Here is a 16,583-nt window from a genome sequence, read left to right as displayed (position 1 = left end):
TGAATTATGACTCATAAATCATTTTATGTTAGATGCGACTCCTGGGGATTGAGAGCTTCATGACAGAACCATTGGACCCTTCCGTCGCGCCGGCCGGCCACAACGCCGCCCACGGGTTGCTCGCGCTCTATCGTTCGCTGGTGCTGATCCGCTGCAGCGAAGAGCGGCTGAGCGCGATGTTCGCCGATGGCGAGGTGCCGGGTTTCATCCATCTGAGCATCGGCCAGGAGGCGGTGTCGGTTGGCGTCATGGCGGCCCTGACGGCGCAGGATACGATCGCCTCGACCCATCGCGGCCACGGCCATGCCATCGCCAAGGGGCTTTCGCTCGACGGGTTCTTTGCGGAACTGCTGGCCCGGGATACCGGGCTCTGCCGCGGCCGCGGCGGCTCGATGCATGTCGCCGACATGTCGGTCGGCATGCTTGGCGCCAACGGCATTGTCGGGGCCGGGCTCTCGATCGCGCTCGGCAGCGCGCTCGCGCATCGGACGCAGAAGAACGGCGCGATCGCGGTTGCCTTCTTCGGTGACGGGGCGCTGGCCGAGGGCCTCGTGCATGAATGCCTGAACATGGCGGCGCTCTGGCGGCTGCCCATGCTCTTCGTCTGCGAGAACAATGGCTGGGGCGAATTCCTGCCGACCTCGAAGCAGCTCTCCTTTGCATTGCAGGATCTGGCCGCCGCCTACCGGATCCCGCATGTCCTGGTCGACGGCAACGATGTCGCTGCCGTTGCCGAGGCCGCCGCGCGGATCGTGCCCGAGGTCCGGGCGGACGGCCCGCGCATCCTCGAATGCATGACGACGCGCGTGCGTGGCCATTTCGAGGGCGATGCCCAGAAATACCGTGATGCCGACGACCTCGCTGCGCTGAGCGAACGCGACCCGCTGCGGATCACCGCGACGCAGCTGGTTGAGGCCGGCATCGCCGAGGACGCCTTGGCCAGCATCACCGAAGAGGTCAAGGCGCGCATTCATGCCGCGGTCGAGGCGGCGCGCGCGGCACCTGGCCCCGGTTTCGAGGCTGCGCTCGCGGATGTCTACACAGCGGCGCCAGCCGGGATGGAGGCACGCTGATGCCGGAGCTTCGTTATCTCAAGGCGATCAACCTCGCCTTGGCCGACGCGATGGCGGCCGACCCCACCGTCATCCTGATCGGCGAGGATGTCTCCGAGGCCGGCGGCGCCTTCGGGGCCAGCCGCGGCCTGCGCGAGCGCTTCGGTGCCGAACGCATCGTCGATACGCCGATCTCCGAGGCCGCGATCGCGGGTGCCGCCGTGGGAGCCGCACTCAGCGGCCTCAGGCCGGTCGTCGAGATCATGTTCATGGATTTCACCACGCTGGTCATGGACGCGATGGTGAACCAGGCGGCGAAGGCGCGCTTCATGTTCGGCGGCCAGAGCTCCGTGCCGATGGTGCTGCGCACGCCGCATGGCGGCGGCCTTGGGGCCGGCCCCCAGCATTCGCAATGCCTGGAGGCCTGGTTCGCCCATGTGCCGGGGCTGAAGGTCGTTTGCCCCTCGGACCCCGCCAGCGCCTATGGCCTGCTGCGCGCGGCGATCGCCGATCCCGACCCGGTGGTCTTCGTCGAGAACAAGGCGCTCTACGCCATGAAGGCCGAAGTGCCGACCGAGCTGCCGGTCATCCCGCTCGGCCAGGCGGCGACGCTGCGCGAGGGCAGGGATGTCAGCATCATTGCCTATGGCGCCGCCGTGCATACGGCCCTGGCCGCTGCCTCCCAGCTCGCGGGGGAGGGCGTCGAGGCCGAAATCCTGGACCTGCGCAGCATCCAGCCCTGGGACGAGCAGGCCGTCCTGCGCTCGCTCGCCAAAACCCATCGCCTCGTCGTGGTGCACGAGGCCGTCGAAGCCTTCGGCGTCGGCGCCGAGATCGTCGCCCGCATGGCCGATATCGGCTTCGACGAACTCGACGGGCCGATCGTACGGGTCGGCGCACCCTTCATGCCGGTGCCGTTCTCCAAGGGGTTGGAGACGGCCTACCTGCCTTCCGCCGAGCGGGTGGTGCAAGCCGTGCGCCGCACACTCGCCTGAGATCGAGAGGAACACCCGTGTCCGACAGCATTCTCTATGAGCGCCGTGACGCCACCGCCCTGATCACGATCAACCGGCCAGCGACGCTGAATGCGCTCGACATGGCGACGCTTGCGGCGCTCGACGAGGCCGTGGGCCGCGCCGGGGCCGATCCGCTGGTCAAGGTCGTCGTCCTGACCGGAGCCGGCGAGCGCGCCTTCGTTGCCGGCGGCGATATCGCCGATCTCGATAGCCGCCAGGGCCTGCCGCATTATCTCGAGCTCGGCGAGCGGCTGCACAGCGTCTTCCGCCGCATCGAGACGCTGGACAAGCCGACGATCGCCGCGGTGAACGGCTGGGCGCTGGGCGGCGGCACCGAATTGCTGCTCTGCCTCGATATTCGCCTTGCCGCGAGCTCGGCCAAGTTCGGCCTGCCCGAGATCAATCTGGGCCTGTTCCCCGGCGCAGGCGGCTCTCAGCGGCTGATCCGCCAGATCCCGCTGTGCCGGGCGAAGGAGCTGATGTTCACCGGCGGCCGCATCGATGCGGCCGAGGCGGAGCGGCTCGGCTTGATCAACCGCGTCGTGCCCGATGCCGAACTGCTCGACCAGGCGCTGGCGCTTGCGGCCAGCATCGCGACCAAATCCCCGCTCGTCCTGAAACTCCTGAAGCGCACGCTCAATGACGGTGCGGATATGCCGCTGCCCTCGGCGCTGCGCCATGAGCAGGCGATGATCGGCCTCGTGCTCGATTCCGCCGACGCACATGAAGGCTGCCAGGCCTTCCTGCAGAAGCGCCAAGCCAGCTTCCGGGGCGTGTGACCATGTCGAGCGCCGCCCCCATCGTGATGCCCAAGCTCGGCCTGACCATGACGGAGGGCCTGCTCGCGTCCTGGCGCGTCGGTCCGGGCGACAGGGTTGCGGCCGGCGACATCCTGTTCATCGTCGAGACCGAGAAGATCGCCACCGAGATCGAGGCCCAGCAGGCGGGCCACATCGGCGAAATCCTGATCCCGGAAGGCGAGACGGTCCCTGTCGGCGCCGTGCTCGCAACCTGGGCCGGCGCGGCCCCGGCTGCCGGGGTGCAGAAGGCCGCAGCTCCGGAGATGACCGCGGCCAAGCCGGCACCGGAACCGGTGTCCGTGCCGGCCCCGGTTGCCGGGGACCGCGTGATCGCGACGCCGCTGGCGCGGCGCATCGCCCGCCGGCATGGCCTGGACCTGGCCTTGGTCGCAGGCTCCGGCCCGCGCGGCAGGATCAAGCAGGCCGATGTCCAGGCGGCTCTGGCAGCGACCATCGCACCGACCGAGGCGAACGCCCGACCGACTCCGGCCGTGCGAGCGACGTCCGACCGGCGACGCCCCGCCAGCACCATGGAAAAGATCGTCGCGCGCCGGCTGACCCTGTCCAAGCAGACGATCCCGCATTTCTACGTTCATGCCGAGGCCGATATCTCGCGGCTGCTGGACCTGCGCGAGGAATTGAACGGCAGCGGCGGGCAGACCCGCCTGAGCATCACGCATTTCATCATGGCGGCGGTGGGCCGGGCCCTGGTCGAGATGCCGGCCTGCAACCTGCTCTGGGCCGAGGACGAGATCATCGAGCTCGCCAGTCCGGATGTCGGGCTCGCGGTCGACAGCGAACGGGGCCTGCTCGTGCCGGTGCTTCGTGAGGCCGGCCACCTAAGCCTGGATGCGGTCGCTGACGGGTGCGGCGATCTCGTTGCCCGCGCCCGCTCCGGACGCCTCGCGAGCGCCGAGCTCGAAGGCGGCGCCATCTCTGTCTCCAATGTCGGCATGTTCGGCGCCTCGCATCTCGTGCCGATCATCAATCCCGGCCAGTCGGCCATTCTCGGCGTCGCGGCGCAGAAGCCGGTCTTCCGGCCGGATGCGAATGGCCTGCCGAGCCTGCGGCGCGAAATCGGTCTGGTTCTCTCCTGCGACCACCGCGTGCTCGACGGCGTGCGGGCGGCGCGCTTCCTCGATCACATCGTCAACACCCTTGAAAACCCGTTGCGGCTGCTGCGCCAGCGCGCGGCGGAGCGGAGGCCAGCATGAATTTCGACCGCAGCGACGAGCAACAGATGCTGGCGGAAACCGCGCGGCGGGTCGGCGAAAAGTTCGGCCTGGACTACTGGCGCGAGCTCGACGCGAAGAAGGAATTTCCCAGCGCCGTCTGGCGCGAGATCTGCGCGGCCGGGCTCTGCGGCATCGCGATCCCGGAGGAATATGGTGGCGCCGGGCTCGGCATGGCCGAAGTCGCGATCGCGGTCGAGAACCTTTGCGCGGCGGCCGGCGGGTCGACGCTGAGCCAGATGTTCATGTGCAATCCGGTCTTTGGCGGGGTGACCATCAGCCGCTTCGGCACCGAGGCGATGAAGCGCGAGCTCTTGCCGGCGCTGGTGGCGGGCGACGCGCTGTTCGCGATGGCGCTGACCGAGCCGGATGCCGGTACGAATTCGCTCGCGCTCAAGACATTCGCCCGCACTGACGGCAATGGCTGGCGCCTCAACGGCCAGAAGATCTGGATCACCGCGGTGCCCCAGGCCACGAAGATGCTGGTCGTCGCGCGCACCCGCAAGCTCGAGGAGGTCAGCCGCAAGACCGACGGCATCAGTCTCTTCCTCATCGATGTCGACAGGGCGGGGCTGACCCATCAGGCGATCGAGAAGGTCGGCACCAACACCTTGCCCTCCAGCGCCGTGTTCTTCGAGGATGTGCGCGTCGAGGGGCATGAGCTCGTCGGCACGCTCGATGGCGGCTTTCGCGAATTGCTCGACGTGCTGAACACCGAGCGCATCGTCACCACGGCCGGGCTGGTCGGCACGGCCGAACTCGCGATCCGGCTTGCAGCCGACTATGCCCGCGAACGCAAGATCTTCAACGGCGCGGCGATCGGCTCCTATCAGGGCATCCAGTTCCCACTCGCCGAGGCGCATATCCAGCTGGAATGCGCCAGGCTGATGAACCAGAAGGCGGCGGCGCTCTACGACCAGGGCAAGCCCTATGGCAGCGAGGCCAATATGGCGAAATGGCTTGCCGGCCACGCCGCGGGGCTGGCGACGGACCGCGCCATCCAGACCCTCGGCGGCATGGGTTATGCGAAGGAATACCATGTCGAGCGGCTCTGGCGCGACGCGCGCCTGTTCCGCGTCGCTCCGGTCTCGGAGGAGATGATCCTCAACTATGTCGCCCAGCATGACCTGGGGCTGCCGCGCTCCTACTAGGGCATCGGCGCGAAAAGTGGATTGCGGTTCTCGGGAAAGCCGATGCCATCACAAAGGGTTAGATCATCGGACCGGATACGATTTTCCTGTCTGATGATCTAGGGGCGCTGCGCACCGATGCGATGCGGGCTGTCCGGCCAGCACCGGCAGCCGGGGAGCCACGCCCGAACAGGATTTGAGGAGATGCGAACGCCGCCAGCAGGCCCCCCGTCGGGTTCATTCGTTCTGACGATGCCGTTGCCGCAGCGGCAACGCAGAATGCGGCAGAACTCGGTCAACAATGGGGGCAATGTTGGAAGCGATCGGGCGCCGACGTTCAGAAGGTTCGCCTTCTCATGCCGTGCGGTCCATTCCAGGTGATGGGAGGCCGCAGGACGCAACGACCGTCCGAAACAGCATCTTGGACGATGTGGCCTGGGCAGGGGCATCGGCGCACGCCCTCGACAGGGATGGCCCCACCAGCCATCCCTTCGCAGAGATGAGCGACGATTTTTCGGACGCACCGGCGTTCGAACATCTGGAACGGGTTGTCCAGAAGCACGCAGACAAGATCGCGCTCAGTGACGGCACGACATCGCTGACCTTTCTGCGGTTGTTGCACGCGGTTCAGATCCTCGCCGCCGTCATCGCCGATGCGGTCCCGCCCGGAGAGACGGTCGGACTGCTTCTCGGCAACGCCCTCTGGTACCCGGTGGCCATGCTGGCTGCCATGCGCGCCGGCAGGCCCGCGGTGCCGCTCAATCCGCGGGACCCGGTGCCGCGCCTGGCGGCCATTGCGGCGGATGCGCGCCTGAAGGCCATCGTGAGGGTCGGCCCTGGCGAACCGCAGGACTGGCCGGATGCGGTGCCGCTGCAATGGATCGACCCGGCAAAATGTCTCGCGGAGGCGCCGCCTGGCAGGGTCCCGCTGTCGCAATCCGAGATCTCCGTCGATGCGCCGGCCATCGTTCTCTACACGTCGGGCAGCACCGGAACGCCAAAGGGCGTGGTCAACAGCCAACGCGCGCTCCTCCAGCGTGTTCAGCAATATGTAAACGCCGGCCATATCGGCCCCGATGATGTCTTCATGCCGCTGACCGGGCCTGCGACCATCGCGGGATGCCGGGAAATGATGACGCCGATGCTCTGCGGCGCGACATTGTATCTGCTGGATGTCGAGAGCGCCGGCATTCGCGCCGTTCGCGAGCATTTCCAGACCTGGCAGGTGACGGTCGCCTATCTCGTGCCTGCCTTGTTGCGCGTCTTGATGAATGGCGCCCAGCCCGACACGTTTGCCTCGCTCCGCGTGGTGCGGGTCGGCGGCGAAAGGGTGCTCTGGGCCGATATCGATCGCCTCCGCGCGGTGGTGCCGGAGACCTGCTTCATCCAGATCAGCTATTTGTCGACCGAGAGCACCGGAACACAGTGGTTCCTGCCGAGGGACTATCCGGAACAGGGTGCAACGGTTCCGGTCGGTTTCGTCCTGCCCGGCGTCGATTATGCCGTGGTCGACGAGAACGGAGACCCGGTCGCTCCAGGGCAGGAGGGCGAGCTGCTGGTCCGCAGCAGCTACGTCGCCCTTGGATACTGGGAGCGCGGCAGAAATCTCCCGCTTCAGGCGAGCCTGCTTGATCCGCAGCTTCGGCTCTTCGCAACGGGCGATCTCGTCACAGTGGATGAAACCGGCTTGATGCGGGTCGTTGGACGTAAAGGGCGTCAGATCAAGATCAATGGACGGCGCGTCGAGCCGGCGGAACTCGAACTTGTCCTGCGGCGCGCGCCCGGCATCCGCGATGCCGTCGCGGTCGTGACGGACGGAAACGAACTGGTGGCCTTTGTCGTTCCCGCCGAACAGGCAGGCACGGACCTGATTCCAGAATTGCGCACGCTGATCAGGCGGTCGCTGCCGGCCGCCGTCCATCCGACGCGGCTGCATAGTCTTGCCGAATTGCCACGGCTTCGGGGCGGGAAGATCGACAGCATCCGGCTGCGGGAGCTGGATGGCGGGCTGCGCCCGCCCAAGGACAACGATGATGCTCCGGAATCCCGACAGATGGGAAACCCTCATGCTGTCGAGGCGGTGGTCGGGACCCTTTGGGAACGGATACTCCAGGGCAAGGGAGCGGCAGGCAGCCGCTGGGATGAAGCGGGCGGCGATTCCCTGAAGCTGCTGCAATTCGTCATGGAACTCGAGGAGGCGCTTGGGCGGGAACTCGATCTGGACCTGTTCACCATCGACATGAGTTTTGCCGATATCGTCAGGGCAGCGTCTGGCGACGAGGACACGAGGCATCCGCCTGTCCCCTCCGACACGCGGCCCGTCCTGTTCATCGTGCCGGGATCGATCGGCTACGGCCCTAGCCTTGCGGCCTTCGGGCTGGAGATGGGCAAGGTCGCCCGGGTTGTCGCCGTGCGCTACGAGAACCTGAAGGACCTGCTGGCCGGACAGGGAACGATACCCCGGATGGTCGATGCCGTTGTCGACCAGATCAACCACGCCCAGCCCGAGGGCAATGTGAACCTCATCGGCTATTCCCTGGGCGGCGGCGTCGCCTTCGAGGTTGCCTCCAGGCTCGTCGCGGCGGGCCGGTCGGTCACCTTTCTGGGCATCCTCGACACCAATATCGGCCCCGGGCATCACAGCTACGCTGAGACCCTGGCCCGCACGACGCAACGCATCCGGGCGCACCGGGTGACCGTCGATCGCATGATGTTGCGGGCCGTCGCCAAGATCTTTGCCCGTTTCGGCGCAGAGGCCCGGCTCGCCAGCGGCATCGAGCGGGTGAAATGGGAGTTCCTCGCCCGGCCACGCTTCATTCTGCGCCTCGAGCTCGAGGAGGTGCTGCGCATGCGCGCCTTCGACCACTGGCTACACCAGCCGAAAACCGCGCTGCCGATAGCCGCCACCCTGTTTCGATGCCGACGGCCCGGCGTTCCGTCAGATCTGGGCTGGAGCGAGCTCTTCACCGATCTGAACGTGGTCCCGATCGTCGGCGGCCATCTCGATATGCTGATTGAACCGCACCTCGGCCATAACCGCCCCTTGATCGAGCACGCCTTCCTGGCGAGCGGCGGATAGGTCAACCTCCAGTGGACGTTTCCCTCGGCAGCGGCGGCGTTCTCAAGGTATCGGCGCAGGCGAGCCATCCCGCCCTTGGTGGCGCTGGCCGATCGCACCAGCGGGGTTGTCGATTGGCGTGCCGAATGGGCCCAAAGAGCATTGGCGCGAAAAGGGGCACGCAGCTTGCCGGGAGGCAGCATGTTCATATGCCTGAGCCGTTCGTACCGCTTCCGGGAGACGGAATCCGAGATCTCCGGGCGGTCGGCATCCATCAGGTGGTGGACGACGAGGTTGTCCGGCGGGCGACGATGCGACCCAGCACCATCGCAGGCGTGCCGGAGATGACGCCGGTCTCGGCCAGATCGGTGCCGTAGGGCCTGAGGCGCAGCCTGATGCCGGGCGCAACCACATAGCTGTTCGCTGCGATGGTCACGAGCCGCTGCGCCTGTGCCGGATCGAAATCCTGTACCATGCAGGGATCGCTGACCTCGCGGACCGCTGCGCGCTCATGCTCGACGCCCTGCGGGTTGCCTGACTGAAGCGACCGGGCATTCCAACGAAAGGATCAAACCATGTCACTCAAGGATGTTCTTCCGGGCAAGCTCGGCTTCGGCGCCGCCCCGCTTGGAAACATGTTCCGCGACATTCCCGAGCAGGAGGCGCTCGCAACGGTCGAGGCTGCCTGGAAGGACGGCATCCGCTATTTCGACAACGCTCCCTTTTACGGCGCCGGCCTCGCCGAAATCCGCATGGGCGAGGCGCTCAATGGCCGGCCGCGCGACGAATACGTCATCAGCACCAAGGTCGGCCGCGTCATCCTCGACGAGATCGAGGATGTCAGTGCGCGAGATCTCGGCGAGAAGGGCGAGGTCTTCAAGCACGGCCGCCCCAACAGGATCGTGAACGACTATTCCGAGGCCGCAACATTGCGGTCCATCGAGGACAGCCTGAAGCGACTGAAGACCGATCGCATCGAGATCGCCTGGGTCCATGATGTCGCCCAGGATTTCTACGGAGACGAATGGCTCGGCGTATTCGAGGCGTCGCGCAAGGGCGCCTTCAGGGCCCTCGACCGGCTGCGCGACGAAGGCGTGATCAAGGGCTGGGGCCTCGGTGTCAACCGGGTGGAGCCGCTCGAGCTGCTGCTCGGGCTCGACGGTCCGCGCCCAGACGGCTTCCTGCTGGCGGGACGCTACACGCTGCTCGACCATGCGCGCGCCCTCCAGCGCGTGATGCCGCTGGTCACCGAGCGCGGGCTCGGCATCGTCGTCGGCGGCCCCTACAGCTCCGGTGCCCTGGTCGGCGGCCCGAACTTCGAATACGCACCGATGACGACGGAGATCCGCGCCAAGGTCGCGCGCATCAAGGCCATCGCCGACCGCCACGGCGTCAGCATGAAGGCGGCCGGCCTGCAGTTTTCGCTCGCCAATCCCGCGGTCGCTGCGGTGATCCCCGGCGCCAGCCAGCCGAGCCGCATCGCCGAAGACCGGGCTGCACTGCAGGAGGTGGTGCCTGCCGCGTTCTGGCGGGAGCTGCGGGAGGCCGGGCTGGTCCATCCCGACGCTCCCTTGCCCGGCGCGTAGTAGCCGGCGGATCGCTCGTCATGTGCTTCGCGCTTGAGAAGCGCATGTCGGGCAGCCGACGCCTGCCGTCCCGCCGATGAAACGTCTATTCCGTGACCTTGATATCCAGTTCGCGGATCAGCCGGCCGAAACGCTCGATGTCTCCGTTGACCACGCGCGCCATGTCCTGGGGGGAGCCGGGTGCGGGGTCGAGCCCGCTGGCCGCGAGCCTCGACGCGATTTCTGGAGCCATGATCGCGCGCGCGGCCGCCGCATTCAGGCGTGCGACGATCGGCGCTGGAGTCCCCGCGGGGGCAACGAGGCCGAAGAAATTCGGGATCAGCGGATCATCGGAGAGGCCGAGTTCCGTCATCGTCGGCACCTCGCTCATGTCGCGCAGCCGGCGCTCGCTCCCGACGGCGAGCGCCTTCAGCTTTCCGTCCTGCATCAGGGAGAGCGCGGCCGGCGGCGTGGAGATGGTCAGCGCGACTTCGCCCGTCGCCACCGCCGTGACGGCCGGCGGCGCACCGCGATAGGGCACATGCACCATCTTGACGCCGAGCCTGCGCGCCAGCGCCTCGATGTTGAGATGGGCCATGCTGCCCTTGCCGAAACTGGCATAGGGCAGCTCGCGCTGCTTCGCGAGGGCGACGAACTCAGCGAAGCTGCCGACGCCGAGCCCGGGATTGACGACCAGCACATAGGGGCCCGTCGCGACCACACCGACATAGGCGAAGTCCCGTTTCCCATCGAGCGCCTGCTGCGGCATCAGGATCGGGTTGATGCCAAAGACCTCGCGCGGCGCCATCAGCAGCGTGTAGCCGTCAGGCTCCGCCCGCGCGACTGCCGCTGCCCCGACCATGCCGTTGGCGCCGGCCCGGTTCTCGACGACGACCGGCTGGCCGAATTCGAGGCGCAGTTTCTCGGCGACGAGCCGCGCGGCAAGATCGACCGCGCCTCCGGCCGGGTAGGGCACGATCAGCAGGATCTGCCTGGTGGGATAGCCGGCTTGGCTCTGGGCGAGCGCCGGCAGGGCGAGGGAGCCCGCACCGAGGAGAGCCAGAGCGGCGCGGCGAGACATCGGCTCGGACATGGTGACCTCCCATCGAGTTGTTCGGTGTCGTCGGGGTCGATGATCAGAACGGACCTGTCGCTTCGACATGCCGGGTCCATTGCTCCCAGGCGCGGTCCATGGCGAAGGGCGTCAGGTTGAATTCGGCGGCAGAGAGCGCTTCGGCGGTCGTCAGTCGGCGAACCGCGCCGAGCTGGGCGGCCTTCAACTGCACCTCGGCATTGCGAGCGCCGTAGATCGCCCGAAAGGTCACCTCCCGGAGCGAGCGGCCCGCGACGGTGGCGCCATGGCCGCGCATCAGCACGGTCCAGTTCGACCCGAGGGCCCGCGCCAGCGAATCTCCCTGCGCATGTGTCGAGACGATCAGGTTCGTGTCGCCGAACTCATCCTGGCTGTCCCAGAGCGGCACGGTCGCGCCCATGGTCGCGCCCAGATGGAAGACGGGAACGAGTTCGGCATCGCTCGTGCAGAACGGCATCATCGCCGGCGCATGGTGGTGACAGATGGCCTGCACATCCGGGCGTGCGCGGTAGATCGCGCTATGGATGCTGCGTTCGGCGAAGATGCGGGCCTGCGTCACCGAGACGAGGGCATCCTCGCGGTCGAAGACCAGCACATCCCCGGGGGTGACCAGCTCGGCCGCGCGGGTTCTCGGCATCAGGTAATGATCGCTGCGATCGGGGTGGCGCGCCGAGACATGTCCAAAACTGTCGACGATGCCTTCGCGGGCGAGAATGCGGCTCGCGAGAACGATCTCGGCAACCACCGCATCGAGCTCCCGGGTGCCCTCTGGGTGCGGAGCCTCACTGGCTCCGGCAGGCGCGTTCGACAGCATGGGACGCCCTCGATTGAAATGCGCGGATCTGCGCCGTCGCGGCAGGATCACTCATTCTGACGGCCGAAATCCAATGCGAAGCGCTTAGGTCAGCGCTAAGCGTTTTGCTGTGGCTCGGCGGCCGGTAGCGGGTGCCCCAACCCGATCACCGCCGCCGAGAGCGTCGTCATCGCCGCAGCAACGGCGTCGCGGATGATCGGGAGCGCGGCAAGCTGCCCGGCCTTGCGCGAGCCTGCGAGGTAGAGCGTGCGCCTGAGCACCGGTGCGACGATCGGGCGGGCCGACAAGGTTCCGGCCGCGACCTCCGCGAGCACGGTGCCATAGGGCAGGATGCCGGCCGCGGGCCCGCGCGCGACCAGCGTCTTGATGCCGGAGATCGAACGGACCTCATGTTCGAGCCGGAGGACGAGCCCATGTTCGGTGGCGGTCTTCTCGACGAGTGAGCGCACGCCATCGCGCGGCTCCGGCAGGATGAGAGGATGGGCGAGAGCCTCGGTGAAGCTGATGGGGGCCGTGTTCCGGTCTCCCGTCGCGGTGACGAGGACGAGGTCTTCCTGGTAGAGGGCGCGCCTCCAGCAGCCGGGCGCGTCCGGAACCTCATAGGCCAGGATCAGGTCGAGCTCGGCCCGATGCAGGCTGTCGACCAGGAGGTGGCTCATCTCTTCGGTCAGGCTGACGGCAAGGTGAGGCGCGCGCTCCGAGATCCGCAGCAGCAGCTCCGGCCCGATGATTTGCATCAGGCTCGGCGTCAGCCCGAAACGCACGGACTCGCGTGCGTCCTCACGCAGTTCGCGGTGCGTCAGCGCGACGAGATCGAGGATCTCGACGGCGCGCCGGAACAGCTTTTCGCCGGCGGCCGTCGGAGAGACGCCGCGCGAATGGCGGGTCAGCAGCGTGACGCCGAGGCCTTCCTCGAGCTGCTTGATCTGCATGCCGAGCGCCGGTTGCGCGATCCGCAGCTCATCGGCCGCGCGCGTCATATTGGCGGCCTCAACCACACGGACGAAATAGGTGAGTTGGCGGAGGTTCAACGCCCGCTCCGGGATCGGCTGCTTCGGACGGCGAACCCTGCCACGAAGGCGCTTGCTCTGACGAGTCTGCCGCGCGCGCGGCGGCCTGGGCGGACCGCCGGAATCTGATCGAGATCAAGGCGGGGAGGGCCTGTCTGCGGCATCAGTTCGGCATGAGCTTGCTCGCCTTCATCGCGGTCTGTGCCTCGCTTCTGGCGACGCCGGGACCGACCAATACGCTTCTCGCGACCTCCGGCGCCGAGATCGGCTGGCGCCGGTCCGCCGCCCTGCTTGCAGCCGAGCTTCTCGGCTATCTCCTGGCGATCGCCATCCTGCGCCTGGCCCTGGGACCGTTCATCGCATCCCGGCCGATCGTCGCAACGGCGCTCCAGGCAGGCGTTGCGCTCTATCTAGTCTACCTGGCAACGGCGCTCTGGCAGCGCAGCAGCCTGCCTCTCGCTCACGGCCGTTCGATCACCTTCGCCCGCGTGTTCCTGACGACGCTGCTCAATCCGAAAGGGCTCATCTTCGCCTTCACCCTTCTGCCCGCCGCCCCGGCAGGGTTCTTGGCGCTGCTGCCCTGGCTCGTTGTGCTGTCGGCGGAGATCGTCGCGATCGGCTTCGGCTGGGTGCTGCTTGGCAGCACGTTGCAGCGCAGTCTGCAGGACCCGGCCAAGGCCCGGATCGGCTACCGCGCCAGCGCGGCCGTGCTCGGGTTGCTCGCAAGCATGATGGCCGCGCGGACACTCGTTTCGCTCTGACGGGCCCCGTCCGCTCTCGGACCGTGCCCGACCCTCAGGCGTTCGCGATCCAGCCGCGCCAGGTGAAGGCCGCGTAGAACAGGCTGACATTGGCAAAACCACTGGCCCGCAGGATCGCCTCGTCCTGCTCGGGGCTGAAGCTTTGCAGGCTGGCTGAGACCGCCGCGCGGGCGCGCTGCACCTGCTCGGGATCGGCGCCGGACGCGATCGGGTAGGCGGCGTAGCGATCGAGCCAGGTTTCGCGTTCGTCGGCGCCCTGGGGAAAGCTCGCATGTGCAGCGACGAAGGGCGCGCCGGGGCGAAGCCGGGCGTGGATCTCGCGCACCGTCCGTTCGCGCTCGGGCGCGGCGAGGAAATGCAGCGTCAACAGGCAGGTCGCCGCGTCAAAGGGGCCGGCCGGCGCATCGTCGATATAGCCTTCGACCAGCGTGACCCTATCCATCAGCGGCCCCAGCGTGCGTTCGGCGAGGCGCAGCATCGCGGCTGCCGGATCGACCCCGACGAAGCTCCAGCCGGGATGCGCCTCTGCAAGCGCGCGGATCTCGCTGCCGCCGCCCGCCCCGAGCACCAGCACCTTCGCGTCGTCGGGGGCGCTTTCTGCCAGCAGCAGGCCGGTCATCCGGTGCAGCGCGTCGAGACCGGGCACGAAACGCCGCGGCCCCTCCGCATAGCGCGAGACGGCTTCGGGATCGGAAAAATTCCTGAGGAAGGGCTCTTCGCGAGCCGCGCGTTCAGTCGACACAGGTGGATCCTTCGGGCTGGAGCCGCGCGCGTTGCGCCAGGCGTTGCCGGAAATCCGCGCTCAAGGCTGCCAGCGTCACGGTCTCGAGCGAGGCCAGCAACAGCGCCTGCGCCTCGCGCAAGCTGCCATCAAGCGCCGCATTGACCGCCTGCTCGACGGCGCAGGCCGGCGCCTCGCTGCGGTTGCCGATGGCGAAGAGGGCGGGCGAGCCGATGCCCTCATAAATGTCGCGCAAGGTGATCTCGGCGAGGTCGCGGGCGATGGTCCAACCGCCGCCATGACCTTTCTCGGAGCGGACATAGCCCTGGTCGCGCAAGCCCGACATGATCCGCCGGATCACCACGGGATTGGTCCGCATCATCCGCGCCAGCGCCTCCGAGGTCACCGGGCTGTTCTGGTCCGCCATGTGCAGCAGAACGTGCAGCACCCCGGACAAACGACTATCACGATTCATGTAACTTCATATGTTGCGTGATTGGAGCGACGTCAAGAGCCTCCGCGCGGACAGGGAAGGGGCGGGGACCTGACGGCCGCACCGAAGCGCTGGCTGCCGGGCCGCGCCGACGCGGGGGATAGAGCGGCGGCCGATGCCGCGGGGAAACGAGAAGCTTAGCGGCGTCAACTGCGGCATCGTGGCCGGCTATGGCGCTGGCCCGGCGCAGCAGAAGGTCGTAAGGCAATCGGGCCGCTCGCTCCTGGCCTGCTTGGTCAGACCTGCGGCATCCAAGGTCGAGCTCCCCGCGTGAGCTCCCGACGGAAGACGGCTCCGCAGTGATGCGGGGCCGTTTTCGTTTGGGGGCGCGCGCTGACCTGCCTGTCAGGCTTCTCGCACCTGCCGATAGCCCGCCGCCTTCGCCAATGTGATGAACTTGCGATCGAACGTCGCGAAACCCTCGCAATGGGCCGACTTGCAGAGATGCAGGGCATCGGCGAAGTCCATGCCGCGCTCAGTCAGATCCAAGGCAGCAGCGACCACCGCGCCGTCTTCGACCGTCACTGTGGGAAGGCCGGCAAAGGCTCTCAAGGCCCGGGTGATATCGGCCGCATCATACTCATAGGCGCTGCGCAGCACCCATTCGACCTCGAGCATCACGGTTTGCGCGACGAAAACCGGCTGTCCATCGATCAGAATGCGCGCGCGCTCTGATTGCCGGGGATGGTCGCCCGTCAGGTAGCGAACGATCAGATTGGTATCAATCGCGAGCATGCCGGCGCTTTGCCTCAGCCAGAACACTCGCCGCCATCTCTTCCAGCGTCTTCGCCCTGCCGACAGGCGGGAGAACGCCAAAGACGTCCTGAGGCTGGGTCTCCGCAAAGGCAGGAGCCGGCTTCAGCAGCACGCCATCGGGTGTCTCTTCGACGATGAGGCGCGTTCCGGCCCCCCATTCGCGCCGCTGGCGAATCGAGCTGGGCAGAATGACCTGGCCCTTCGTGGAGACCGTCGTTGTCAATTTCGGCGCGCTTGCCATGGTGTCCAGATGCCGCGGGTAAGACGATGGTAAGATAATGCCGCATGGGCTGGCCTTCAAGCGGGATCGAGCCGCGGCGGGATCCGGCATCCCCAAGCTGCGCCCGCCGCGCCAGCGCGACGCAGCGTCTCTGGATCTGCGCCGGACACGACCCGGTATCGCAATGGCCGGCGGGGCTACAATGGGCAAAACCCCCTTGCAAACCTCAGCCGCGCCGTGCCGCCTCGATCGCGGCGACATCGATCTTTTTCATGGTCATCATCGCGGTGAAGGCGCGCTTTGCTTCCTCGCCGCCGGCCGCCATGGCCTCGGTCAGCACGCGCGGCGTGATCTGCCAGGAGATGCCCCATTTGTCCCGGCACCAGCCGCAGGCGCTTTCCTGCCCGCCATTGCCGACGATCGCGTTCCAGTAGCGGTCGGTTTCCTGCTGGTCGTCGGTGGCGATCTGGAACGAGAAGGCTTCGTTATGCTTGAAGGCGGGCCCGCCATTCAGGCCGAGGCAAGGGATGCCGGCGACGGTGAAGTCGACCGTCAGCACGTCGCCCGCCTTGCCGGAGGGGAAATCGGTCGGGGCGCGGCGGACGGCCCCCACCGCGCTGTCCGGAAAGGTCTCGGCGTAGAAGCGGGCGGCCGCTTCCGCGTCCTTGTCGTACCAGAGGCAGATCGTGTTCTTGGCGATCGTCACGGCTTGTCCTTTCGCTGTTTACGGCCAATTCCGGCCTGGTTTCCACGCAGACGAAGGCGGTTCACGGTTCGTCAAAAATCTCCCACGACCTTGGAATGCGCTGGGCCCATCGGGGTTCCGCCGGCAAGGCAGGAAAGACTATGGCGGCATCAGAGC

The 16,583-nt window shown here is 67.3% G+C and carries 16 protein-coding genes and 1 pseudogene; 8 read left to right on the top strand and 9 right to left on the bottom strand.

The annotated features are described in order from the left end of the window. The first annotated feature begins 59 nt into the window (after positions 1-59). The 6 genes from AB4118_RS03490 to AB4118_RS03465 all read left to right on the top strand — a co-directional run bounded on the left by AB4118_RS03490 (position 60) and on the right by AB4118_RS03465 (position 8,309). The gene (locus tag AB4118_RS03490) at positions 60-1,073 is read left to right on the top strand and encodes a thiamine pyrophosphate-dependent dehydrogenase E1 component subunit alpha (RefSeq protein ID WP_441488417.1); all 1,014 of its coding nucleotides are present in this window, start codon (positions 60-62) and stop codon (positions 1,071-1,073) included. Further along, positions 1,073-2,047, top strand: coding sequence for an alpha-ketoacid dehydrogenase subunit beta (locus tag AB4118_RS03485; protein ID WP_441488416.1), 975 nt, complete (start codon positions 1,073-1,075; stop codon positions 2,045-2,047). The genes AB4118_RS03490 and AB4118_RS03485 overlap by 1 nt, the downstream gene beginning before the upstream one ends. A gap of 17 nt (positions 2,048-2,064) precedes the next feature. After that, entirely contained in the window at positions 2,065-2,847 is a 783-nt protein-coding gene (locus AB4118_RS03480; protein WP_441478142.1) for an enoyl-CoA hydratase/isomerase family protein, read from the top strand. Positions 2,848-2,849: 2 nt separating this feature from the next. After that, positions 2,850-4,082 carry a dihydrolipoamide acetyltransferase family protein gene (locus AB4118_RS03475; RefSeq protein WP_441488415.1) on the top strand — a complete coding sequence of 411 codons (1,233 nt, stop codon included), beginning with the start codon at positions 2,850-2,852 and terminating at the stop codon, positions 4,080-4,082. Next, positions 4,079-5,251: an acyl-CoA dehydrogenase family protein gene (locus tag AB4118_RS03470; RefSeq protein ID WP_441488414.1), complete on the top strand. Its 1,173-nt coding sequence runs from the start codon at positions 4,079-4,081 to the stop codon at positions 5,249-5,251. Before AB4118_RS03475 ends, AB4118_RS03470 begins: the two co-directional genes overlap by 4 nt. A 409-nt stretch (positions 5,252-5,660) precedes the next feature. Continuing rightward, positions 5,661-8,309 (top strand): AMP-binding protein, encoded by a 2,649-nt coding sequence (locus tag AB4118_RS03465; RefSeq protein ID WP_441488832.1) that lies wholly within the window; start codon positions 5,661-5,663, stop codon positions 8,307-8,309. 158 nt (positions 8,310-8,467) lie between these two features. Here the strand turns inward: AB4118_RS03465 and AB4118_RS03460 are convergent. Further along, positions 8,468-8,796, bottom strand: a pseudogene (locus AB4118_RS03460) (type 2 periplasmic-binding domain-containing protein); the annotation flags it as partial. A gap of 67 nt (positions 8,797-8,863) precedes the next feature. Here AB4118_RS03460 and AB4118_RS03455 point away from each other — a divergent pair. Beyond that, complete coding sequence (locus tag AB4118_RS03455) at positions 8,864-9,874, top strand: aldo/keto reductase (protein WP_441488413.1); 1,011 nt, start codon at positions 8,864-8,866, stop codon at positions 9,872-9,874. A gap of 85 nt (positions 9,875-9,959) precedes the next feature. Here the strand turns inward: AB4118_RS03455 and AB4118_RS03450 are convergent, their stop codons facing one another. The 3 genes from AB4118_RS03450 to AB4118_RS03440 all read right to left on the bottom strand — a co-directional run bounded on the left by AB4118_RS03450 (position 9,960) and on the right by AB4118_RS03440 (position 12,791). Then, complete coding sequence (locus AB4118_RS03450) at positions 9,960-10,946, bottom strand: Bug family tripartite tricarboxylate transporter substrate binding protein (RefSeq protein ID WP_441488412.1); 987 nt, start codon at positions 10,944-10,946, stop codon at positions 9,960-9,962. Positions 10,947-10,989: 43 nt separating this feature from the next. Then, on the bottom strand, positions 10,990-11,760 hold the full coding sequence (locus tag AB4118_RS03445) for a class II aldolase/adducin family protein (protein ID WP_441488411.1): 771 nt from the start codon (positions 11,758-11,760) through the stop codon (positions 10,990-10,992). A gap of 95 nt (positions 11,761-11,855) precedes the next feature. Then, positions 11,856-12,791, bottom strand: coding sequence for a LysR family transcriptional regulator (locus AB4118_RS03440; RefSeq protein WP_441488410.1), 936 nt, complete (start codon positions 12,789-12,791; stop codon positions 11,856-11,858). 152 nt (positions 12,792-12,943) lie between these two features. Between AB4118_RS03440 and AB4118_RS03435 the strand changes: the two genes are divergently transcribed. Further along, positions 12,944-13,531 carry a LysE family translocator gene (locus tag AB4118_RS03435; RefSeq protein ID WP_441488409.1) on the top strand — a complete coding sequence of 196 codons (588 nt, stop codon included), beginning with the start codon at positions 12,944-12,946 and terminating at the stop codon, positions 13,529-13,531. Between the two features lie 34 nt (positions 13,532-13,565). Here the strand turns inward: AB4118_RS03435 and AB4118_RS03430 are convergent, their stop codons facing one another. The 5 genes from AB4118_RS03430 to AB4118_RS03410 form a co-directional block, all read right to left on the bottom strand. Next, on the bottom strand, positions 13,566-14,273 hold the full coding sequence (locus tag AB4118_RS03430) for a class I SAM-dependent methyltransferase (protein ID WP_441488408.1): 708 nt from the start codon (positions 14,271-14,273) through the stop codon (positions 13,566-13,568). Beyond that, positions 14,263-14,727, bottom strand: coding sequence for an Rrf2 family transcriptional regulator (locus AB4118_RS03425; protein WP_441488407.1), 465 nt, complete (start codon positions 14,725-14,727; stop codon positions 14,263-14,265). The genes AB4118_RS03430 and AB4118_RS03425 overlap by 11 nt, the downstream gene beginning before the upstream one ends. Before the next feature lie 363 nt (positions 14,728-15,090). Then, positions 15,091-15,480, bottom strand: a complete 390-nt coding sequence (locus tag AB4118_RS03420; protein WP_441488406.1) for a type II toxin-antitoxin system VapC family toxin — start codon at positions 15,478-15,480, stop codon at positions 15,091-15,093. Further along, a complete protein-coding gene (locus AB4118_RS03415; protein ID WP_441488831.1) occupies positions 15,467-15,742 on the bottom strand; it encodes an AbrB/MazE/SpoVT family DNA-binding domain-containing protein in 276 nt (91 codons plus the stop codon). Before AB4118_RS03415 ends, AB4118_RS03420 begins: the two co-directional genes overlap by 14 nt. A 205-nt stretch (positions 15,743-15,947) precedes the next feature. Next, positions 15,948-16,421, bottom strand: a complete 474-nt coding sequence (locus AB4118_RS03410; protein WP_441488830.1) for a VOC family protein — start codon at positions 16,419-16,421, stop codon at positions 15,948-15,950. Positions 16,422-16,583: the final 162 nt, after the last annotated feature.

Source organism: Allobosea sp. 2RAB26, assembly GCF_052115465.1.
Lineage (GTDB): Bacteria > Pseudomonadota > Alphaproteobacteria > Rhizobiales > Beijerinckiaceae > Allobosea.
This window is presented reverse-complemented; position numbering and strand designations above follow the sequence as displayed.